The 22,625-nt window shown below is 48.7% G+C and carries 21 protein-coding genes; 12 read left to right on the top strand and 9 right to left on the bottom strand.

What is annotated here, in order from left to right; genetic code table 11:
* Nucleotides 1-477 precede the first annotated feature (477 nt).
* Complete coding sequence (locus tag ACO05Z_RS02430; RefSeq protein WP_421900155.1) at nt 478-1,854, top strand: alanine/glycine:cation symporter family protein; 1,377 nt, start codon at nt 478-480, stop codon at nt 1,852-1,854.
* A 135-nt stretch (nt 1,855-1,989) separates the two neighbouring features.
* Here ACO05Z_RS02430 and ACO05Z_RS02425 read toward each other — a convergent pair whose 3' ends face one another.
* On the bottom strand, nt 1,990-2,544 hold the full coding sequence (locus ACO05Z_RS02425; RefSeq protein ID WP_421900153.1) for a TetR/AcrR family transcriptional regulator: 555 nt from the start codon (nt 2,542-2,544) through the stop codon (nt 1,990-1,992).
* 198 nt (nt 2,545-2,742) lie between these two features.
* Here ACO05Z_RS02425 and ACO05Z_RS02420 point away from each other — a divergent pair, with 198 nt between their 5' ends.
* Nucleotides 2,743-3,051 carry an IscA/HesB family protein gene (locus ACO05Z_RS02420; RefSeq protein WP_015850514.1) on the top strand — a complete coding sequence of 103 codons (309 nt, stop codon included), beginning with the start codon at nt 2,743-2,745 and terminating at the stop codon, nt 3,049-3,051.
* A 191-nt stretch (nt 3,052-3,242) separates the two neighbouring features.
* Nucleotides 3,243-4,130, top strand: a complete 888-nt coding sequence (locus ACO05Z_RS02415; RefSeq protein ID WP_421900151.1) for a tetratricopeptide repeat protein — start codon at nt 3,243-3,245, stop codon at nt 4,128-4,130.
* 9 nt (nt 4,131-4,139) lie between these two features.
* Here the strand turns inward: ACO05Z_RS02415 and ACO05Z_RS02410 are convergent, their stop codons facing one another.
* Together ACO05Z_RS02410 and ACO05Z_RS02405 are read right to left on the bottom strand one after the other, a co-directional pair.
* Nucleotides 4,140-4,898, bottom strand: a complete 759-nt coding sequence (locus ACO05Z_RS02410) for a substrate-binding periplasmic protein (RefSeq protein ID WP_421900149.1) — start codon at nt 4,896-4,898, stop codon at nt 4,140-4,142.
* A 158-nt stretch (nt 4,899-5,056) separates the two neighbouring features.
* Entirely contained in the window at nt 5,057-5,716 is a 660-nt protein-coding gene (locus tag ACO05Z_RS02405) for a CBS domain-containing protein (protein WP_421904151.1), read from the bottom strand.
* A 356-nt stretch (nt 5,717-6,072) separates the two neighbouring features.
* On the opposite strand from ACO05Z_RS02405, the gene ACO05Z_RS02400 reads away from it, so the two are divergent.
* From ACO05Z_RS02400 to ACO05Z_RS02370, 7 genes are all read left to right on the top strand, one after another.
* Complete coding sequence (locus ACO05Z_RS02400; protein WP_421900147.1) at nt 6,073-6,423, top strand: hydrogenase maturation nickel metallochaperone HypA; 351 nt, start codon at nt 6,073-6,075, stop codon at nt 6,421-6,423.
* 15 nt (nt 6,424-6,438) lie between these two features.
* The gene (gene hypB, locus ACO05Z_RS02395) at nt 6,439-7,095 is read left to right on the top strand and encodes a hydrogenase nickel incorporation protein HypB (RefSeq protein WP_421900145.1); all 657 of its coding nucleotides are present in this window, start codon (nt 6,439-6,441) and stop codon (nt 7,093-7,095) included.
* Between the two features lie 107 nt (nt 7,096-7,202).
* On the top strand, nt 7,203-8,537 hold the full coding sequence (locus ACO05Z_RS02390) for a sigma-54 interaction domain-containing protein (protein ID WP_421900143.1): 1,335 nt from the start codon (nt 7,203-7,205) through the stop codon (nt 8,535-8,537).
* Between the two features lie 243 nt (nt 8,538-8,780).
* Nucleotides 8,781-9,140 (top strand): NifB/NifX family molybdenum-iron cluster-binding protein, encoded by a 360-nt coding sequence (locus tag ACO05Z_RS02385; RefSeq protein ID WP_421900141.1) that lies wholly within the window; start codon nt 8,781-8,783, stop codon nt 9,138-9,140.
* 1 nt (nt 9,141) lies between these two features.
* On the top strand, nt 9,142-9,501 hold the full coding sequence (locus ACO05Z_RS02380) for a NifB/NifX family molybdenum-iron cluster-binding protein (RefSeq protein WP_421900139.1): 360 nt from the start codon (nt 9,142-9,144) through the stop codon (nt 9,499-9,501).
* Nucleotides 9,502-9,691: 190 nt separating this feature from the next.
* A complete protein-coding gene (locus ACO05Z_RS02375; RefSeq protein WP_421900137.1) occupies nt 9,692-10,957 on the top strand; it encodes an iron-sulfur cluster carrier protein MrpORP in 1,266 nt (421 codons plus the stop codon).
* Nucleotides 10,958-11,089: 132 nt separating this feature from the next.
* Nucleotides 11,090-11,680, top strand: a complete 591-nt coding sequence (locus ACO05Z_RS02370; protein WP_421900135.1) for a flavodoxin family protein — start codon at nt 11,090-11,092, stop codon at nt 11,678-11,680.
* Here the strand turns inward: ACO05Z_RS02370 and ACO05Z_RS02365 are convergent.
* From ACO05Z_RS02365 to rfaD, 6 genes are all read right to left on the bottom strand, one after another.
* Complete coding sequence (locus ACO05Z_RS02365) at nt 11,664-12,812, bottom strand: ABC transporter substrate-binding protein (RefSeq protein ID WP_421900133.1); 1,149 nt, start codon at nt 12,810-12,812, stop codon at nt 11,664-11,666. The genes ACO05Z_RS02370 and ACO05Z_RS02365 overlap by 17 nt on opposite strands.
* A gap of 75 nt (nt 12,813-12,887) precedes the next feature.
* Nucleotides 12,888-13,076, bottom strand: coding sequence for a hypothetical protein (locus ACO05Z_RS02360; protein ID WP_421900131.1), 189 nt, complete (start codon nt 13,074-13,076; stop codon nt 12,888-12,890).
* A 17-nt stretch (nt 13,077-13,093) separates the two neighbouring features.
* Nucleotides 13,094-14,218 carry an alanine racemase gene (gene alr, locus ACO05Z_RS02355; protein WP_421900129.1) on the bottom strand — a complete coding sequence of 375 codons (1,125 nt, stop codon included), beginning with the start codon at nt 14,216-14,218 and terminating at the stop codon, nt 13,094-13,096.
* A gap of 29 nt (nt 14,219-14,247) precedes the next feature.
* A complete protein-coding gene (gene mutL, locus ACO05Z_RS02350) occupies nt 14,248-16,155 on the bottom strand; it encodes a DNA mismatch repair endonuclease MutL (protein ID WP_421900127.1) in 1,908 nt (635 codons plus the stop codon).
* 134 nt (nt 16,156-16,289) lie between these two features.
* Nucleotides 16,290-18,602: an LPS-assembly protein LptD gene (locus ACO05Z_RS02345; protein ID WP_421900125.1), complete on the bottom strand. Its 2,313-nt coding sequence runs from the start codon at nt 18,600-18,602 to the stop codon at nt 16,290-16,292.
* A gap of 50 nt (nt 18,603-18,652) precedes the next feature.
* Complete coding sequence (rfaD, locus tag ACO05Z_RS02340) at nt 18,653-19,630, bottom strand: ADP-glyceromanno-heptose 6-epimerase (RefSeq protein WP_421900123.1); 978 nt, start codon at nt 19,628-19,630, stop codon at nt 18,653-18,655.
* A 452-nt stretch (nt 19,631-20,082) separates the two neighbouring features.
* Between rfaD and ACO05Z_RS02335 the strand changes: the two genes are divergently transcribed.
* Together ACO05Z_RS02335 and ACO05Z_RS02330 are read left to right on the top strand one after the other, a co-directional pair.
* Nucleotides 20,083-21,402: a serine dehydratase subunit alpha family protein gene (locus ACO05Z_RS02335; protein ID WP_421900121.1), complete on the top strand. Its 1,320-nt coding sequence runs from the start codon at nt 20,083-20,085 to the stop codon at nt 21,400-21,402.
* 114 nt (nt 21,403-21,516) lie between these two features.
* The gene (locus ACO05Z_RS02330; protein ID WP_421900119.1) at nt 21,517-22,593 is read left to right on the top strand and encodes an OmpA family protein; all 1,077 of its coding nucleotides are present in this window, start codon (nt 21,517-21,519) and stop codon (nt 22,591-22,593) included.
* Nucleotides 22,594-22,625: the final 32 nt, after the last annotated feature.

The raw sequence follows: 22,625 nt of genomic DNA, 5'->3' as shown, positions 1-22,625 counted from the left end.
AACATCCGCCATTCTTCGTATAGTGCATTAATCAGCAATAGCCATACCAGTCTCTGCAGGCATCATTAACCCGCGTATTTTTGACAAAATTGAACATCGCAAAACAATCATAAACGTCAAATTTAACTATTTCTTAAAATCAGCCCCATATTTTTCTTAAAACGAAATAAGCAACATTTTATTTTATCTATTCAGAAAGTTTTTTAAGTTATACAAAACTGAAACAACAGACTACATAAATGTATTTTTTTAAATGCAACACAAAGCAAACAGCAAGAAAAGAACAACAAACACTTTATCGTTTTGCATCAAAAACACTGATTATTTTGAGCCAAACAAAAATTCACAATAAATTTCTTGCTCATTCCTTCTGCTTTATGTACGTAGTTCAGAACATTATTTTGCAAAGGGGAAATTCTGCGAACTTGTGCAATTAAATCGCGGAAATTTGGTGCTAAAACAAACAAGGGATTATTTATGGATTTCATGACTTCACTGGACGCAATTGTTGGTAAAATCGGCGCATTTGCATGGGGACCGCCCATGCTGGTTCTTCTGGTCGGAACAGGCTTCTGGCTGACCCTCGCGCTGCGCGGCGTTCAGTTCAGCAAACTGTTCTACGCATTGTACCTTGCACTCATTAAACGCAAGGAAGAAACAGACGAGCCCGGTGACATCACCCATTTTCAGGCTCTGATGACCGCACTTTCCGCTACAGTCGGTACCGGTAACATTGCAGGTGTTGCTACTGCAGTTGCAGTCGGTGGACCGGGTGCTCTTTTCTGGATGTGGATTACCGGTCTCGTAGGCATGGCCACCAAATACGCTGAAGCTGTTCTGGCTGTTAAATACAGGGAAGTTGATGAAAACGGCGAAATGAGCGGTGGTCCCATGTACTACATTTCCAAGGGCCTCAACATGCCCTGGCTCGGTACCCTTTTCGCGATCTTCGCATCCATCGCCGCCTTCGGTATCGGTAACATGGTTCAGTCCAACTCCGTTGCTGATGCGGTAGAAGCAACCTACGGTGTTTCTCCCTACATCACCGGCGGCCTGCTGATGGTCCTTACTGCTGCTGTTATCCTCGGCGGTATTAAAAAGATCGGTAAAGTGACCGGAACTCTCGTTCCCATCATGATCGTTTTCTACATGGCCGGTGCTGCTTACATCATTCTCGCTAACATCGCAGAAGTACCCGCTGCATTCGCTCTGATATTCGAACATGCTTTCAACCCCGCTTCCGCAGCTGGCGGTTTTGCCGGTGCAACTGTAATGCTCGCCATCCGCATGGGTGTTGCCCGCGGTGTATTCTCCAACGAATCCGGGCTCGGTTCCGCTCCTATCGCCGCTGCAGCTGCGCAGACCAAAGAGCCCGTAACTCAGGCTCTGGTCTCCATGACCCAGACCTTCATTGACACTTTGATCGTCTGCACCATGACCGGTCTGGTCCTTATCCTCACCGGCGCATGGTCCAACGGCACCACCGGTGCAGAGCTGACCACCGTAGCCTTCTCCATGGGCATGACCGGCGGCGCACACATCGTCACCATCGGCCTGATCCTCTTCGCCTACTCCACCATCCTCGGCTGGTGCTACTACGGTGAAAAATCCATGGAATACCTGTTCGGTGTAAAAGCGATTCTGCCTTTCCGTATCGTATTCATCATCTTCGTAGGTGTCGGCGCCATTGCAAAGCTCAGCTTCGTATGGAACCTCTCCGATACCTTTAACGGCCTCATGGCTATCCCCAACCTCATCGGTCTTATCATGCTGACCCCGGTTGTTGTAGCTGAAACCAAGGCCTACTTCGCCAAGCAGAGCGCAAAAGCAGCCGGACAGACTGAAAACAACTAGTCTGCTACGGACAAATGCACACAAAATCCCCCGCCCGGAACTCCGGGCGGGGGATTTCTTTTACCCTCTAGCAATAGGCAATAAAAAAGGCTGCCCCGAGAGGAACAGCCTTCAAATAATCATATCAGCTTAAATCTAGAGCAGAATACTACGGCGGCAGAACCCAACGGCTTCAGCGCGGACATCTCTGCGATCAGGCCAGTAAAGCTGCATTCTGGTCAAACCGAAAATAATGGTCATAACCACTGTCGCGTTCTCTTCCACAGCCACATCACGGACAGTGCCCTTCTTGATACCGAGCTTGATGCAATCTTCAAGAATCAATTCAAGGTTCTTGAGAAAAACCGCCATCAACCGTTTGGAAGAATCAAGCAATCCGTAGGTTGAGAGCATGATCTTCATATCGATCTCATTATCCTCTACAAAAGAGAAATACTCATTCATAATCTCTTCGATAGAACATTCGTCACGGTCCAACTTCTGGCGGACAGCTTCGATGTAGTAAGAAAAATTTTCCTCAAGGGCATCAAGAATGTGAAGCAGGATGTCTTCCTTGCTTTCAAAATGTCTATAGATGGTGCCTTCAGAAATATTAGCCATTTTTGCCAGATTGGCGGTAGTGGCTTTGTGGAAACCCACCTCTGAAATCATTTCCTTGGCTGTAGCGAGGATGATATCCTTGGTTTTCATTCTACGGTCTCCCTTGAGCGTCTGAACGCCCTTGTTCGATCATGTTAAAAAATATTTTATCAGACTTATGTCGGATTACTAACACGCTTTCTAAACTGTATTATTTACCCCATGCAAGAGGCAAGGTCAACCAGAGTCGATTGACAAAAACTGATAGAGAACTTAATTTGGATAGACAAATCCTATGAGGAGGAAAGAATGGTTGAAATTACCGAAGCTGCGCAAAAACAGCTTGAAAACTATTTTGCAGATAAAGATAGGACCCCCATCCGCATCTACCTTGCCACCGGTGGCTGAGCTGGCCCCAGGCTGGCATTGGCTCTGGATGAGCCAAAAGATAACGATGAAAGTTTTGAAGTAGAAGGTTTCACCTTCCTGCTTGATAAAGACCTTAACGAACAGGGCAGCCCTTTCCGCGTTGACCTCAGCTACACTGGTTTCGTAATCGATTCCAAGCTTGAGCTCGGCGGCGGTGAATGCGGTTCCTGCTCTGGAAGCTGCGGTTAATTCGCAGCACAGAAAAGGGATCAACCTTTTTCTGAACGCGTTGACCAGACAGTTCAAGCCTTTTCAGGCTTTTAAGACCGTCTCTTCGGAGACGGTCTTTTTTTATCACTGAATCATAACATTACTTACTTTGCAGAGAGGCAAACCCTGTGTAAAATAGATATCCCTTGATCAAAAAAATGGAGTTTTAAGTGAGGAAACGGGAAAAGATTCAAGGTATTTTTTCAGCTAAAAAAAAATCTGTAATAGGCACAGGGACAACAAAAAAAAGGACTGAACAGACCACATACTGGTACGCAGAAGAACAGGATAACGGGGTTCTGAATGTTCAGGCCCTGAACACCAACTACGTCCCCACCGGCCCTCAGGCTGCTGTGGAGATGGAAATGTTTTTGAATGAGTACCACCCTGAACCGGAGATATACATTGAAAAATATCTCCCTAATGTTGAGAAGCTGGAAAAATCCATAGCATTAGGCGAAAGCCACCGGGCAAAAGGCGAAAGCTATAGTGCCGAATATGAATTCAACAAAGCCATGAGCCTCGATGAATTAAACGTACGCGTCAATTTCGGACTGGGACTTACTTATCTTGACCGGGGAGAAGTGGACCGGGCAAACAATATATTCAAAAGAATTGTCGATCTTGATAGCTGCTATGAACCACAGCACAAGCACCTGTTCAATGAATTCGGCATATCCCTGCGCAAGAACGGCATGCTCACGCAGGCCCTTGAATACTACCTGAGGGCAGAAAAGCTGGTAAAAGAAGATGAAAACCTGCATCTGAATATTGCCCGTGTCCATTACGAACATGGAGACCTTAAGCCCTGCCTTGAGCACCTCAGACAAGCTTTACGCTTGAACAAGAGCCTCGAAGAGGCCTGTGTTTTTCTGAACTTTCTTAAAGGTAAAGGTTTTATTGAAGAATGCACCCTGGATCAGGTTATTGAAAAAACAGCCGACGACCAAAAAACTCTTGAGTCCCTGCTGAAAAGCAATCCCATTCCGGATATACAGACAACAAACACTCAGGCACGCAAAAAAGAATCTTTAACCGATGAGCTTAATTTCCTGTAGGCAACGAAGCTACTTTGGACATTTCTGAATCCACTTTTCCTGAATATTGCCTATGGTGCCCCGGTCCTTCAGTGAATCAAAAGCCTTCTGCCATCGGCGTACCTTGTCCTGAGCTGTGGACTTTGAGAGCGCAAGATAAAGCTCAACACTATGAAAAGTTAGAACGGAAACCGCTCTTTTACGCAATTCTTTATTGGCAGCAAGAAACCCCGGCACGCCGATGTTGGAGGTTGCCACAAGCTCAACCCTGCCGCGGAGAAGCTTCCTGAAATTTCCTTCCTGAGAATCCATGACCTCAAGATTGGTAAATCCTTTACTCTTCAAAAACTGAGCCCGGGCATCGTTGCGATAAACACCGATACCGGAAACCTTTTTCGCATCTTCAAGAGTCTTCACTTTATTTTCAACACCCTTCAAGCCGTAGAAAACCCACTTATAGCAGGCAAGAGGGCCGATCCAATAAAATTTATCCTCCCGCTCCTTGGTTCTGGCTGTAGAAAAAAGCAGAACATCCGGATTGTTGAGAAGATGTCGGTAGCCTCGGGCCCAAGGCATAACTTCTATGGGAGTATTGCATCCTATCTCCTTTTTCAGAGCCTCAACAATCTCAACCCCGAATCCAGTTAAACTTCCATTGTCCTGAATTGTCGAAGGATGACTGATCTCGGTGATAATCCTAAGTCCGCAATCATCCGCCAGTCCAGAAGAGACCGTAAAAGACAAAAGCAAAACAGCAGTCAGTGACAGAATAAATGTACGATACAGCATGCAACCCGGCCCGCTTATAACCTTTTAATAATTGTAAACACTCCCTCAATTTATACCCTGATTAAACTTTAAAAACAACAAAAGCACAAAAAAAGCCGGAAACAGGAGAATCCTGTTTCCGGCTTCGTTTCCCGGCAAGATACCGAAAAAATCTGTATTTATTTAGTGGCCCATTCAGCCATAAAATCTTCAGGACCGACCACCAGATACTTGCGTTCTTGAAGCGCAGCTACAATGGGGGAAGGATCTTCAGTATCAACACGAATAACCACCATCCTGCGGTTATTGTGGTGGAAAAGTCCAGTACTGATGATGTTGTACTTCATGTTGGAAATAATACCGGCAACCTCGTAAAGAACACCGGTGCGCTCTTCAACATCAACTACAATGCGGGAACCGCCCTGCTTAAGCCCCATTTCTTCAACCAGCAACTCAAGCATCTTGTTACGGTTGATGTAGCCAATGAGCTTCTTGTTTTCGTCAACAACAGCAAGACCGGAAAGGTTCATCTCAAACATGAGGTCTGCAGCGGCTTCAATCTCGGTTTCCGGGGGAATCATGGTGATATTCTTACGTACCACTTCGCGGACGGTGATCTTGCTCAGCAGGTAGCTGAGTTCGTGCTTATCAAGAGAGCTAATAACTGAAGGCAGAGCCGCACGGACATCTTCTTTGGTGACATAACCTACGAGGTCTTCCCCGTCTTTAACAAGAAGCATCCACAACTGATTGTCTTCCAGAATTTTGTCCGCTTCCTTGACTAAAGTATCAGGGGTAACGGTCACAAAGTCCTTGAGCATTTTCAGTCCCACATACATCTGCATGTCCTCCAAAATCCGGAAAGTGTCCGGTGCGTAAAAAAGTTTAATTATCCAAAGGGTCAAACACGTAAAATCCGACTACAAAAGAATGCAGCCGAATCCCCCGCTGATATATCCCCGTGAAATACCGCCGGACATGGCGGCAAAATGAAACACCCCCTCCATACCCAAGCTTTCATCCACTTGCAAGACATGCCCGTACATGCATGCATTTTTTATTTTATCATACCAGTAATAAAAAGCACTCCATCATTAGTATGATACCTCACTATTATTAACCGTGCTACAAAACTTATAGATTTATGCGCTAATGTACCTTGCCCCTGATAATTTTTTGAGTTAGTCCAAATTCCATGCACGAAATGTCAATAGCGCAAAGTATACTTGCAATCATTGAAGAGGAAATGGAAAAGCAACCCGGTGCCAGCCTCAAAAAAGTTGTGGTAGGTAACGGTGCGCTTGCGGGAGTAGTCTCCGATGCTCTTACTTTCGGCTGGGAAGCAGTAACCGTAGGAACCTCCCTGCAGGGATCGGTTCTCGAAGTTAACGAAATTCCCATCAAAGTCCGCTGCGGCGGGTGCAAACACGAATTTTTACCCGAAGACAAGCTCTACATGGCCTGCCCGGAATGCGGTCTGGAAATTGGTCATGAAGTACTTCAGGGCAAGGAATTGCAGATCGAAAGCATCGAGATTGACGATTAACTTAAGGAGTTAGAAATGGGTGAAATCCCTGTGGTACGCAATATTCTGGAAGCAAATGACAGAATTGCCGATGAACTGAACCAGTTTTTCAAAGAAAAAAATATTCTCTGCCTCAACCTGATGAGCTCACCCGGGTCCGGTAAAACCAGCCTGCTGGAAAAGACCCTCGCGGACCTCAAGGATGAATTCAAAATGGCTGTCATCGAAGGTGACCTCCAGACCGACAACGACGCTCGCCGCGTTGCCGCCACCGGAGCACAGGCCGTTCAGATCAACACCGAAGGCGGATGCCACCTTAACTCCAGCCAGGTGAAAGAAGCCCTTTCCCTGATCGATCTTGAAGGACTCGATATTCTTTTCGTAGAAAACGTGGGCAACCTCGTATGTCCCGCCGAATTCAATGTCGGTGAAGACCATAAAATCACCCTGTTGACCGTAACTGAGGGCGACGACAAGCCTGAAAAATATCCCCTCATGTTCCATATTTCATCTGTTATGATTCTCAACAAGATCGACCTCCTGCCCTACGTGGATTTCGACCTTGAAAAGGCCAAACAGCATGCACGCAAGCTGAACGCAGACATCGACCTCTTCCCCCTGTCCTGCCGCACCCGCGAAGGACTGGATGCATGGTACGAATGGCTGCGTAAGGCCCGCGAAGAAAAAAAATAATTTCGCCTCCGGCGGCCGGGAAGGGAAAACTTTTGTAAAAGTTTTCCCTTCCCGAACTCTCCCTTTCAAAAACTTTTATTAGGCTTAGCCCTTTTGATGGATGTTTCATGAAATTCCCTAGTAATCTACCTTGCTCCGCTGTTTTGGATTCTTTAGCAGACGGCGTTTTTACGGTAGACCGGGACTGGAACATCACATTCTTCAATGAGGCAGCAAGCCGGATAACCGGCGTCCCTGCCGAAGAGGCGGTTGGTTCCAAATGCTGGGACGTTTTCCACTCCAGCCTCTGCGACGGCGACTGCGCCCTCCGTTCCTGCATGAATGACTGCGGGCGCATCTCCAACAAATCCATATTTTTTATCCACGCAGACGGACGCAAGGTTCCGGTTTCCATCAGTGCCGCTCCCCTTGTTGACGGTGCCGGCAAACTCATCGGCGGCGTGGAAAGCTTCCGCGACCTGACAGATATCCAGATGATCCGTCGAGAGGTGGAGGATTCATGGCGCTTTGAAGATATCATCGGTAAAAGCGCACAGCTCGGAAAAGTATTTTCCATCCTGCCGCAGGTCAGTAAAAGTGAAGCCACCGTGCTCCTGCTGGGTGAATCCGGCACAGGTAAGGAACTCTTTGCCCGGGCCATTCATAATTTGAGTGAACGCAAACACGGTCCCTTTGTGGCTGTGAACTGCGGTGCTCTGCCGGATAATCTGCTTGAATCAGAACTTTTCGGTTATAAGGCTGGCGCCTTCACCGATGCCCGCAAGGACAAGGCCGGACGTTTTGAACTTGCCGCAGGCGGCACCATTTTCCTCGATGAGATCGGGGATATGCCAGCCAAACTGCAGGTCAAGCTGCTCCGTGTGTTGCAGGAAAAGACCTTCGAACCACTGGGTGCGGTACAGAGCGTTAACGCCAACGTGCGTATTGTAGCCGCTACCAACAAAAATCTGGCCGAACTGGTGGAACAGGGTGCATTCCGCCAGGACCTCTATTACCGCCTAAATGTAGTCACCCTCAATCTTCCCCCGCTCAAAGAACGGGTTGAAGACATCCCCCTTCTGATCAACCACTTTGTCAACAGGCTCAATGCCCTGCAAGGTAAGGACATCGACGGTATTTCCGAAGACACCCTGCACATCCTCATGCGCCACCCCTTCCCCGGCAATGTGCGGGAACTGGAAAATATCCTCGAATTTGCTTTTATCCTCTGCCCTTCAGGATTCATTCAGGTTGAACACCTGCCCGAATACCTCCAGCCGAAATCGAAAGATACGGCCCCGCATGAAGACATGCCCCTGACCATGGATGAAATCAAATGCATGGCCGTGCGCCGCGCCCTTGAACGCAACAACGGCAAAAAAATGGCAACCTGCCGTGAACTGGGTATTTCCAAAGACACCCTGCGCCGCACCATCGCTCGCTGCGAAGATGCGGGCGCATAATTAGCCCACCCCTCTCCTTTGTCGGCTAATTCTGCTCCAAAACAAACCTGCTCCACTCTCTCCCAAATCAACCAAGCTATTGATTTATATACTTTTTATATCCATGGCACAGACTATGCCTTATAGCTTGCCATGAGAGGAAACGAAGGACGCAATAACAACTCAACGCTGCTTTGTTTAGCCTGTTTTGAAGACAGGCTGGCCTCTGTGTTTGACAATGCCCCGGATCTGAAATTGTTCCGGATGGAAGACAATAAAATTTGTCCCGCAGGCTACCTATCCCTTCCCTCAAAAGACCCAAAGGACAGGACATCCGCCATTATAGCCTGCGGGGCAACGTTTTTAATATGCGGTGCAATCTGCGGTTGTACCATGAATGAACTGGAGCAGGCCGGAGTCAGGGTTATCCCGTGGATCACGGGAATGACCGAGCAGGTACTCTCGGCCTATCAACAGAACTGTCTTGAAAACCATGTCATGCCCGGATGCCGGGGCAGAGGCAGGTGCGGACAGGGAAACAGGGGCTTCAGGGCCAGAAACAGTGCGCAGGAATCAATACGCCCCTGCGAACCGACCCTAAGCTCAGTGCACAGGAGTAAATAACATGAAAATCGCCATCAGCTGTCAGGGCAACGATCTCAACGGAGATATCGACCCTCGTTTCGGTCGCGCTAAAGGCTTTCTGGTCTGCGATACCGATGCAGACACCCAGGAATACATCGACAACACCCAGAACCTGAATGCTGCTCAGGGTGCAGGAATCCAGTCCGCCCAGAACGTAGCTGCCACAGGCGCAACTGCGGTAATTACCGGCCACGTCGGCCCTAAGGCTTTCACCGCACTTGATAAGGGTTCCATCAAAGTCTACCTCGTAGGCGGAGGAACAGTTGCCGAAGCATTATCTTCCTTTAAAAACGGTAAGCTCGAAGCTGCTGAAGATGCAGACAAACCGGGCCACTGGTAAGATTTTCTTCATCGCGTTCAGTCATGCCTTTTCTCCTCTCCCTTGCTCTGCGGGCATGACTGAACTTTTCAGCCATTGACAAGTCAGGTTCACGTCTTAGTTTACCTTTTAATGCCTATTGTGACAGATTGGACAATCTGTTTTTAATAATGACTACCCCCTCTGCCAATGAGGGGCAGGAGATTGATATATGAGCGATCACGCATGCGGAAGCTGCTCTTCATCCGGCTCCGGCTGTTCTTCTTCCGGTTGTTCTGAAGGTTGCAGCCCCGAAGATATGAAACTGAAAAAAGCCCTTTCCCGAATTAAGCACAAAATCGTGGTTATCTCCGGTAAAGGCGGCGTAGGTAAAAGTACAGTTGCAACCAACATTGCTGTTGCTCTCTCCCTTGCCGGCAAACAGGTAGGCCTGCTCGACGTTGACGTACACGGCCCCAGTGTTCCCCGCCTGCTCAGCCTGCAGGATGAAAAACCGCACATCGGTCATGAAGTGATTGAGCCCATCTCCTGGTCCAGTAATCTCTGGGTTATGTCCCTCGGCTTCATGCTGCCCAGCAAAGATGATCCGGTTATCTGGCGCGGTCCGGTTAAAATCGGCCTTATCAAACAGTTCGTACAGGATGTTGCATGGAATGACCTCGACTTCCTCGTAGTTGACTGCCCCCCCGGAACCGGTGACGAACCCCTTTCCGCACTGCAGACCCTCGGTCAGGACGCTCACGCAGTTATCGTAACCACCCCGCAGGGCGTGGCTATTGACGATGTGCGCCGCTCCGTAAACTTCTGCAAACAAGTCGGTAACCCCGTTCTCGGTATTGTAGAGAACATGAGCGGATTCGTCTGCCCCGACTGCGGCAATGTACATGATATTTTCAATTCCGGCGGCGGTGAAGCTCTGGCCAAAGAAACCGGAGTAAACTTCCTCGGACGTGTTCCCCTTGATCCTGAAGTGGGCCGTTCCGGCGATGAAGGTTACCCCATCATCCGCACTGATCACGAAAGCCCCACCGGCAAGGCTCTAAACACCATCATCAAGCCCATGCTCAATCTCACTGAGACTTTGCAGGAAAACAATGAGATGCCCAAACCTGAAGAACTTCAAGGTAAAAACGGCATGATCAGAATCGCGGTTCCCGTTGCAGCAGGAAAACTCTGCATGCATTTCGGCCACTGCGAACAGTTTGCTCTCATGGATGTTGATATTGCCACCAAGGGCATTGTTGCCACCAACATGGAAACCCCTCCGCCCCATGAACCGGGCGTACTTCCCAAATGGATCGCTGATCAGGGTGTACAGCTGGTACTGGCTGGCGGCATGGGATCAAGGGCACAGTCCCTGTTCACCGATGCCGGCGTGAAAGTCATTGTCGGCTCCCCTGCTGAAGCCCCTGAGAATGTGGTTTCCAGCTACCTCGCAGGCACTCTCCAGACCGGATCAAATACCTGCGACCACTAAAAGCCATAAGTACATCTACCGTACATATCTCGACCGAAACAGCCTGTGGGAAATCCCGCAGGCTGTTTTGCTTTTTAAGCCCTGATATGCAAAGTTAAAGACTTTACAAACTCAAACCAGAGAGAGTGGAGTATGATTTTAGGCATTGAGGGCAGTCCCCGCAAAAAAGGTAATTCACATAAAATGCTGGATGCGATTCTTACTGCTGCTTCAGGGCAGGGGCTTGCAACCGAGGGTATACATCTCCGGGACCTGAAATACGATCCCTGCGTGGGCTGCGAAATCTGCCGCAAGGAAAAAGCCTGCCGCCGCTTTGAAGATGACATGACCGATATCTATCCCAAGCTGGAAGAAGCAAAGGGACTGGTGCTCATCTCTCCGGTGCACAACTACAACGTCACCGCATGGATGAAAGCATTCATTGATCGCCTTTACTGTTACTACAACTTCGAGGACACGCGCCCAAGAGCTTGGTCCAGCAGACTGGCCGGGCAGGGACGCAAGGCTGTTATCGGAGCCATTGCCGAACAGGCGGATAAAAAAGATATGGGCTTCACCATCGAGGCCATGCGCATGCCCCTTGAAGCCCTTGGCTATGAAATTGTAGAGGAACTTCCAGTACTACGCCTTTTTGACCGTGGCATCATTGCCGAACATCAAGAGATAATGGACCGCGCCCACAATGCGGGAATCAAGCTGACAGAGGCTATTGCAAATCAATAATGTCCTGCACTGCGATATGCCCGTCGCGGAAGGTGGAGATGATCACGTCCTTATCCGGGTCGCCGTTGTTGTTGTAATCGAAAGTTCCGGTCACCCCGTGGAAGGGAGGCATGTCCACCAAGGCATCATGAATGGCTACAGGGTCAGTAGTGCCTGCTATTTTTGCGGAAGCAAAAAGGGACATGACTGCATCATAAGTCAAGGCTTCCAGTTCAGTAGGCTCAACACCATTTGCCTTCTTGTAATCCTTTTCAAACTCCGCAGCCCCCTCAATGGGCAGGCCCGGTATCCAATGGTCGGTGTAGTAACTGTTCCTGAACAATGCATTCCGGCGCAGTTCAATGGGGTCCCATGAATCACTGCCCATTAGGATTCCCTTGAAGCCCAGCTTACGGGCCTGTGCCACCTGCAATTGAACCTTCTTGGTGTTATTGGGTAGGAAAAGTATCTGTGCCCCGGACTCAATTATCTTCTTCAATTGATTAGAAGAATCACGTTCTCCGGTAACGTAGCTTTGGAATGAAACAACCTTACCTCCGCCTTTAATATAATCCTCTTTGAAAAAACGGGCCAGTTCGGCACTGTAAGGACTGTCTGATGCAAACAGTACCCCGACATCCTTCTGTCCCAGATCATTTTTGGCAAAACGGGCCAAGGCTTCGCCCTGCACGGTATTGGTATAGGAAACACGGAAGGAATACTTATACCCGGTAAGCTTATTGGTACCTGCCACCGGAGTAATGAAAGGCACTTTGTGCTCTTCGCAAACCTGCGCAACGGCCAGAGCCACCTTGCTTCCAGATGCACCGACAATAGCTGAGACTTTGTCCTTCTCGATCAAACGGGTGGCGGCTTTAGCCGCAATCTCAGGATCGGCATTACTATCTGCGGGAAATAGTTTTACCTTATACTGCTCACCGGCCAGTTCTACTCCCCCGGCCCTATTAACCTTTTCTGCTCCGTAACGGGCGGCGGTAATTATGTAGGTGCCTTTTCTAAAAAGTTCACCGCTGGTAACCGCAACAACCCCGACTTTAAACTCCTCGGCAGATTTCTTATCCACGCATCCAAAGCAAAGGCCGAGTATGAAGACAGACACAAGCAGAACCAAAGCAACCCTGTATATTTTCATAACAATCACCGCCAATACAGTTCCTACAAATTTCAAAAAACAAAAGGCGGCCCGAAGACCGCCTTTGCCACATCGCTAGATACCAGCCATGCAGTTGTAAAGTTCTTCGCTCACCTCGATGCGGACAATACCGTCTTCGATGTAAACGCGAATGTTGTTTTCAGGAATCAGTGCCATATCCATGGCTACGTCCACCCATTTACTCCTGAGTTCTACCGGATCAACATCCTTGAGCGGATGACTTTCTGCTACTTTCCAAGACATGTTATATCTCCCGTTTTTTATTTTTTATATGTCCTCGGATTCATCCCCAGAAGACAAAAAATTTCATAAGTAATGGTCTGCCACCATCCGGCCAAGTTTTCGGCACTGATGCGCCCTTCGCCTTCACCGCCAAGCAGGTAAGCGGTATCGCCGAATTTGACGTCTTCAATGTGGCTGACGTCCACAATACAAAGCTGCATGCAGACCCGTCCAAGAATCTTGGCCCGCTTGCCGTGAATACAGACCTCCCCGGCATTAGAAAGCCCACGGCTGTATCCGTCGGCATATCCGGCACAGACAATGGCCACAGTCATGTCACGCTCTGCGTTGTATGTGCAGCCGTAACTGATCGCCTGACCTTTTTTAAGTTCACGCACAGCCGCGATCTTGGTGCGCACCTGCATGGCAGGCTTAAGGTCGCCACCGCGCTCACTCCACTCGGTTCCCAGCAACGGATTAGAGCCGTAAAGGGCAATCCCCCCCCGCTGAGCGGAATAATGAACCTGGTCATGGACCAGAATCCCGGCGGAGTTGGCAAGAGAAGCTTCCAACTCATATCCGGCATCGGCAAGACGCTTCAAGATGCTGGAAAAAGTCTCTGCCTGCGCGGACATGTATCCCTCGTAAGCCGGATCATCCGAAGTGGCAAGGTGCGAACTTGCCAGCACCGGACTGATTTGAGGATTGACCTTCAACCACTCAATAAGCTTATCCAACTCGGTAACACTGAAACCGAGCCGGGACATTCCGGTATCGAACTTCAGGCACACTTCAACCTTGCGTCCCTGAGCAGAAATCACGGCGGAAAGCATTTCCAGCTGTTCAAATTCACCAATGAAAGGAATAATGCTGTTCTTTGACACATTGAAGCAGTCTTCTTCATTAAGCGGACCGAGCAGTGAAATTATGCGCTTGCTGCAACCGCTGCTTCGTAACTGCATTCCCTCACCCACAGTACCCACAGCAAAAGTATTCGCACCTTCTTCTTCAAGGGCGCGGGCAACTTCGATAAGGCCGTGACCGTAGGCATCAGCCTTGACCACACCGTAAACCCTGCTTCCTTTTTCGCTGAGCAACCGATAATTGTGGCGGATGGCATTTAAATCAACTTCAACTTCAAGTGTATTATATCCGATTGTCATTGGAGATCTCCGGTTGAGATTGAGACTGGCTATTTGCGTTTGAAAAGTTTCTCCATTTCCAGCGCGGACCAACTGATCAGGACAGGGCGACCATGAGGGCAGTATTCCCGCTGCGGGCATTTAACCCATGCTTCAAGCAAAGAAAGAGCCTCATCAACCGCCAACGGCAGGTTTGCCTTGATGGCTGATTTGCAGGAAAGCATTATCCAGAGGTCATCCAAAGTCTTGGCCTGTCCGTCCACTGCTGCTTTTAAGTACTCCCTTGCTTCTCCGGTTTCAAGTGCCGGGGGAATACCGCGCATGGAAAGTGTCTGCCCTGATTCCAGTTCAAGCATGAAGCCGGCAGCCTGCAAGTCCTCCCACATTTCCTGCACCCGTTGAACTTCACTGGGATGAAGGACCAGATCAATGGGCAGAGCCAGAGGCCGGGATTCACCGCGGGTGCGCAGGGATTTCATATTTTCATAGATCACCCGCTCATGGGCTGCGTGCTGATCCAGCAGACCAAGGGAACCGTTGGGCAACTTAAGAACCAGATAGGTATCGGCAACCTGCCCCAGATATTCAATGCGAGATCCCGGAACAAACATAGGCCCTGAAACCCTCGACTCCGCAATGGGCGAAGTATATTCTTCCGGTTCGGGTGCTGGCATTTCCTGCGCAATATAATCCATGGGTTGCTCATGAACCATGTCCGCTTCAGGACTATGTTCGGCAGCCGGAGGAGAGGTAAAATTTGCCTTGGGTACGCTGGAAACCGCTTGCGGTTCATCATCCGAGGCCGTGAAATCCGTATTTTTAAATTCGTTCCAGCTGGAAAATTTAGCCGCAGGCTCGATGGGCAGGGAGACACTTTCCGATAACTTCTTTCCCCGAACAGCCGGACGCGCCGCCATTTCAGGCTGTCTTTGTGCAGGACTGTCCCCTTCCACAATACCAAGTTCATAACGGGAAAGAGCCTGCCCTATTCCATTACGGATAATGCTGAATACAGCACTCTCTTCCTGAAACCGAACTTCCATCTTGGCCGGGTGCACGTTCACGTCAACTAGTTCCGGGGGCAACTCCAAAAAAAGTACTGCCTGCGGATATTCACGGGAAATCAGACGGCCCTTATATGCTCCGCGAATAGCACTGAGCAATAACTTGTCCTGCACCGGACGACCGTTGACAAACATGACAATGCGGTCCCCGCGCCCCTGGGCCAAGCCGGGAATTCCGGCACAGCCGTGGACTTTCATTTCCCCGACTTCATGGGAAAATTCCAGCAGGGATTCGCAAATATTGCGCGGCCAGAACACGGACAACCGTTCCGGCAGGGATTGCCCAGCCGGGAGCCGGAACTGCTCTCGCCCATTGGAAGTAAAAGTGAACCCGGCATTCACATTGGCAAGGGCGATCTTGAAGAGCACCTGATTGCAACGCCGCGCTTCGGTGGTCTCGGTTTTTAAAAATTTTAAGCGGGCCGGAACATTGAAAAACAGGTCCCGAACTTCAACAGAAGTCCCGCCGGGAATTGCAGCAGGCCCTTCATCTACAACATCTCCGCCTTCAACATGAATGAACCAGCCTTCGTCCGCCCCCTTACGGCAGGATCTCATCTTGAACCGTGAGACGGAGGCAATACTTGGCAAGGCCTCACCGCGAAATCCGAAACTGGTAATAGCGGTCAGATCGTCGACATTGGAAATTTTGCTGGTGGCATGACGGGTAACAGCCAAATTCAACTCATCAGCGGCGACCCCTCGCCCATTATCCTTCACGGAAATAAAGCCCTGTCCGCCGCGCTCAACGGCAACTTCAACCTGTGTGCTGCCTGCGTCAATAGAGTTTTCAACCAGTTCCTTAACCACACTGGAAGGCCGTTCCACAACTTCACCGGCAGCAATCTGGTTACGCAGGGAAGCTGGGAGGACATGAATTTCAGGAGTGCTCATAATGATATATCTAAATGGTATTTTTCTTTATCTATTAAAATCAGGATTAATTACTGCTGAGACTACAATAAGCAAGGCCCCCCGTCTACACATCAGTAGTCGAGGGGCCTGGTAAATTCTATTGGAAACAAGTTCTAAAAAATACTCATGTCGATGAGGTTGAAGTTCACACCGTAACGTTCATCAACAGTGGTCTTGGAGGCAATGAATTCCATGGAAAAACACTGATGGTTCCAGCCCACTGAAGCGGTCTTTTCAAGATCGCGATCGGAATTAAGATCGGCCCTGAATTTACCTCCGACCTGCAGATTCCAAGGCAGCTTGGCTTTCACGCCGTAACTGATGATTTGCATGTCTGTTTCCTGCTGACGCTTATACTCATCAATCTTGCGCAGGTAATCGTAACCAAGAGAGAATTCAGCGTACTCGTCATAGAAGAGCTTGAGGATATTCTCGTGCTCGGTGACATCACCCAGATAAGGAGAAATCCATGTCCTTGAGGTGAGGTTCACGAAATTATAGGGAGTAATAATAATCTCGGCCATGAAGTCAGAAAAAGGACGTCGTTCATACTCACTGAGTTCAATGGAACGGTTTTCCTCGTCAATGTCATACCCCTGTTCAAGACGCACCCGCAGGAATTCAAGATAGTCATTTTCCAGTACCGGGTTACCGTCTCCATCCATGATCACGGTTGCACGGTTACGGTCAAAGACGTTGGTCAGTGAGAATACCACATCGTTCTGCTCGGAAATACGATCACGTGAATCAAAATAAGGCAGCTTGGCCTGAGAGGCAGAGTCATCCTGAACCCAGGAATATTCCAAGCGGGGAATCACGTTATGCTTCATGCGGGTCCAGCCGGACTGTCCGACATTTTCCTTGCTTACAACCGGCGCGGATTCCAGATCAAAGACGCGGTAAAAATCAGTGACCGCACTGACACCGGCATCGGCCAGAAAACGGAACTGGGTGGAATCGTGACTACCTTCAGAAGTAGAGTTCTGGAAAGAAGTGCCCAGATAGTTGGTAGCCCTTACTCCGGCATGAGGAATAAAAGTGATTCCACCGGCACGCACAGGCATGCTGAATGAAGGCTTGATGTCAACACGTCCACCGGTGGTGCCGTATTCACGCCAGAAGTAGCTTGACTGGAATTCACCTTCCCACTCAATGGGAGTCCCGAAGAAATTGTTCTTGAATGCGTAAGCGGAAAGCTGCGGCATCGTCTGCAAGGTCGGGTCATTGGTGTAAGAATTGTTATCGTTACGGTAAAGCAGGTTTTCCGTATACTGCGCCATGGCTGAGACAGAGTAGTTATCCCAGCTTCTGGCTATAAGGGCGGTACTGATTCTTTCGTTGGAGTCGGCAGTGGCTATGTCACGCCCGAATTCATCAAGAAAGGAATCACGGGTGGCATCATAACCATTGGAACCGGAACGGAATTCACGCAGATAATCCTGGTCTGAAACGAGGTCCACATCAAAGATGGTCTGCCAGTCAGGATTGCCGAGGTAACCGTTATACTTTGACCTAACCCACCAACGGTTCTGGTTGGGTCTGATCATGGTATCGCTGAAAGAGTAGCTTGCGTCGTTGGGGTTGTTGTAACTTTTGCTGTCATACAACCAATCCGCACGCCATGATCCTTTGGTGTTTACATCCTCGGAATGACGGAATTCCACACCGGGTCTGAATCCGCGCTTGCTCAGGTATTCCGGGTAGAAGGTCATGTCCATCTCATCATTGATGGCCCAGTAGAACGGCAGGTTGAACCTGTTACCGAGACGGTTTGAGTTGCCGATTTCCGGGTCAAGGACACCGGACTGGCGTTCACGCTGTACCGGGAGCTCCATGTAAGGAGTGTACATGACCGGAACGCCCTTAACCTTGAACTTGGAATGCCAGAGGCGGGCGTAACCGTTGATGGTGATATCACCCTCTCCGGACTCAAAGGACCAGAGCGGATTCTCACCTTCACAAGCTGTTACTTTTACATCTTTAAAGCTGTAAGTCGCCCCGTTGTGTTTCTCAATGAACTCACTTTCAAAATAGACGTGGGGCTTGGCAACAAAAACGCGGCCCTTTTTCAGCCAACCGACCATATTGTTCAGGTCGAATTCAGCTTCAGCCGCGTCGTAGAAGTCGCCTTTAATCTGCGCTTTTACATTACCACGCAGGTAAATCCATTTGGTAGCCTGATAAAAACGGGCAAAATCTGCCTTGATGTAGTTGTCACCGCTACGCAGGGTTACATCCCCGTAAGCCTGAAGGTATTCGCTGTCGCTTTCCACAACCAGTTTATCTGCGGAAAATTTCCACTGCTCACCCTTCTGCTCCACACCATTACTATCGGTCATGGGCACGGTCATCTGTTCCTGCGCAAAAGCAACGCAAGGCAGACAAAGGAGAAGTATAACTACAAAGATGGCGAACCTAGATTTCAAAACAACCTGCCCTTTATTATTCAAACTGCCCCGGCGGACCGGATCAACAACTAGCTCTTGAGAAAAGGATCTTCCTGAGCCAGATAATTCTGCACATAATCCTTGGCCGCATCTTCCAGTGAAGTAAACGGCTTATCATATCCGGCAGCCACCAGCTTACTCATATTGGCCTGAGTAAAGTACTGGTATTTATCGCGGATGGTTTCCGGCATTTCGATGTAGCTGATGTTAGGTTCTACATCCATGGCCGCAAAAACAGACCTTGCAAGCTCGTTCCATTCACGGGCCTGCCCAGTTCCGATATTGAAGATACCGTTTGCCTGCGGGTTCTCAAGGAACCACCACATGACGTCCACGCAATCCTTAATATAAACGAAGTCACGCTTCTGTCCGCCATGGGGGTATTCAGGCTTGTAAGATTTGAAAAGCTTCATCTCACCGGTTTCACCGATCTGGTGGAAGGCCTTGCAGATAACACTTTTCATGTCATCCTTATGGTATTCGTTAGGTCCGAATACATTGAAAAATTTGAGGCTGACCAGTTTATCCAGAACGCCGCCGCGCTTAGCCCAAAGGTCGAAAAGCTGCTTGGAGTAACCGTACATGTTCATAGGCTTCAGACGGTCAATACCTTCATGGTCATCGTCAAAGCCGAACTGTCCGTCGCCGTAAGTGGCAGCACTGGAAGCATTGATGAAACGTACATCATGCTGGAGGCAGAAACGACAGAGCATCTGAGTATAGCGGTAGTTGTTCTCCATGAGAAAATCCGCATCCTGTTCCGTAGTGGAGGAGCAGGCACCCATGTGGATTACTGCATCAGTTTTAAAGGGATCATCCCCTTCAAGGATGAACTTGAAAAACTGATCCCTGTGAATGTAATCCTCATAACGGAGATTGACCAAGTTCTTCCATTTATCAGTCTTAGCAAGGTTATCGACGATCAAAATATCGTCGATTCCCATCTGGTTTAATTTCCAGACCATGGCACTGCCGATAAAACCGGCTCCGCCAGTCACAATATACATATATAATTTCTCCAGCTAATTTAGGCAGATATAAACATCTATTAGTACTATCACACAATACAAGTTGCCGGATGTTACTTATTTTTCTGACACTTTTCAACTACATTTAAGTTAAAAGCCCTAATTTGAACAAAAACACACGCAATAGTATTTGTTCAACATCAGAGAATGCACAACAAGCTCAAATTTTAAATAAAAAACAACACAGATATAAAGAAAATATGTTGTAAACAACAAAAGAAAACATACTTACACATTCAGTATTCCATTTCGATTTTAATTCAACTTTATACTTCTTGTTTTTGATCTTGCTTCAGTATATTTTAATGTTATATTGATTTAACAGGACTATTTATTATGATTTTCTCTAGACTTTATTTACAATCGTTGTTTACTTATCTGAAACACCTGTATCTCAACATAAAACCAACACTCAAAATCAAGGGATTGTCATGAAATACTCAGTAAAAGAAATCCTGCACCTTGAAGTTTCCCCTGCGCTGGGGTGTACCGAGCCCGTCGCCATAGCCCTTGCCACTGCTGCTGCAGCTTCAGTAATACCGAATAAAAGACCTGATAAAATCGAAGTCTGGGTTGATCCGAACATCTATAAAAATGGACTTGCGGTAATTATACCCGGCACAGGTGGGTTGAACGGACTGGATACTGCCGCCGCATTGGGAGCTCTTTACGGTGACCCAACACTCGGCCTTGAAGTGCTTGAACCTCTTGATGAAGCGAGCGCCAAAGAAGCCTGCAAGTACAAGGACAACAATCCCGTCACAGTAAACCTGCTTGAAAACAGGCATGGCATATATGTCCGCGCCCTGCTTATCTTTGGTTCAGATTCTGTTGAAGCCATTATCGAGGGCGTACACGACAACATCATTTCCCTGACCCTTAACGGAGAACCGGTAAAAGACTCTACTCTGGTCAAAAAGCAACAGGCCCAAAAAGCCGATGTTTCCAAGCTTGAAGATTTCATCAAAACCCTGTCTCTCGACGATCTGGTCGATATGATTAACGATCTAGACGAACAGGATTTCGATTTCCTAAAAGAAGGCATCACCTACAACATGCGCCTTGCCGATTACGGCCTCAAGCACGGTTCCGGTTTAGGAGTCGGGGCTACATTTGAAAAGCTGGCCCGCATGAAAATTTTAAGCAGGGACATGATTCTCGCTGCCCGCATCATTACCTCTGCCGCATCCGATGCGCGCATGGGCGGCATCAAACTTCCGGCCATGAGTTCCGGAGGATCAGGCAACCACGGTTTGACCGCGATCCTGCCCATTTATGCTGTAAGCGAATTTGTGGATTGCTCTGAAAAGACCATGCTTGAAGCAATTGCCCTCAGCCACCTTGTGACTGCATATGTGAAGGCCCAGACAGGACGGTTGTCCGCTGTCTGCGGATGTTCTGTTGCTGCCGGAGCCGGGGCTACAGCCGGGATTACCTATCTTATGGGCGGGACTCCGACCCAAATGGCCGGAGCCATCACCAACCTGACTGAAGACCTTGCCGGAATTATTTGTGACGGAGCCAAGTGCGGATGCGCCCTGAAGCTGGCCACCGCAGCTGGCACCGCTGTACAGGCTGCCCTCTTTGCCATCCATGGAGTAAATGTTCATTCCACCGACGGCATTATCGGCAGCTCACCGGAAAAAACCATGCAAAACATCGGTACCCTGAGCACTCAAGGCATGATTGATACAGACCGGACCATTCTTAAAATCATGCTTGAAAAACACTTTGCAGGCACTGAAAGCTAAAAAGAACTATAAAAATAACACAAAACTATTGATTAAGACCTGCCAATGCCTTAATTTTGATAGAGTAAAAATACTAATTAGAAACGTTAACCAACATACCGGAGGACTTCCATAATGCTTAAAAGAAAAGTTATATTAATCCTGACAGTTGCCTTAGCCGCTCTTCTGGCCTTCGGCTCCATGGCCTCTGCTGAATCTAGAATTGTTCTCAAACCCAAAGTAGATGCCTTTGCATACTTTGTGGACACATCCCCGTCTATGTCACAGACATATGGTTCTACCGGAAACCCCAAAATCATTGCGGGCCTAAACGCCCTGAAGAGGCTAAACAACGTTGTTCCCGAGCTGGGATACGACTCTGCCCTTTACGCAATGCCCGACTTTGCAACCTATTCCCCCAAGTCAATCTTCACCAGATCTGCCATGGCTAAGGGAATTGCATCTGTTCCCAGCGACCTGCCTTTCTTCCAGTCCACCCCCATTGGAACCGGTTTTTCCGACCTTGATGGTGTACTCAAAAACTGGGACGGCAAATTCGCTGTAATTTTTGTTTCCGACGGTCTGACCAACTCCGGCCGCAATCCCTCGGTTATTGTTTCCGACATGGCTAAGAAATACGGCGACCGTTTCTGCCTGCACATCATCAGCGTAGCCGACACCGCTCGCGGTAAGTCCAACCTGAAACGTCTCGCCAGCCTCACCCCCTGTGGTGTATATGTTGACGCCAGTGCTCTTGCTGATAAAGCAGTTCTCGACAAGTTCGCACAAGACGTTTTCTACACTCAGGAAGAAGAACTCATCGTAGAAGTAATTGAAGAAGTTGTTATTGCAGCTCCGGTTGTTCCGGTTCAGGAAAAAATCGTTTTCCGTAACTTCAACTTCGGCTTCGACAAGTACAAAATCACCGATGAAATGGTTCCTGCACTGACTGAAGCGGCATCCATGCTCGAAGAATTCCCTAACCTCAAAGTTCTGGTCGGCGGTCACACCGACTCCTCCGGTTCCGAAGTATACAACCAGGGTCTGTCCGAGCGCAGAGCCAAGTCTGTTGCAGACTGGCTGGCAGCCAACGGCATCGCTCCTGACCGTCTTGAAGTTAAAGGTTATGGTGAAATGAATCCCAAGTACGACAACAACACCAGAGAAGGACGCAAGCTTAACCGCCGCGTTGAAATCGACGTAGAAGACTAGAAGTCTCAAAAGCAATAAAAGGGGTGGAAGGA

Source organism: Maridesulfovibrio sp. (genome assembly GCF_965230075.1).
Classification (GTDB): Bacteria; Desulfobacterota; Desulfovibrionia; order Desulfovibrionales; family Desulfovibrionaceae; genus Maridesulfovibrio.
This window is presented reverse-complemented; position numbering and strand designations above follow the sequence as displayed.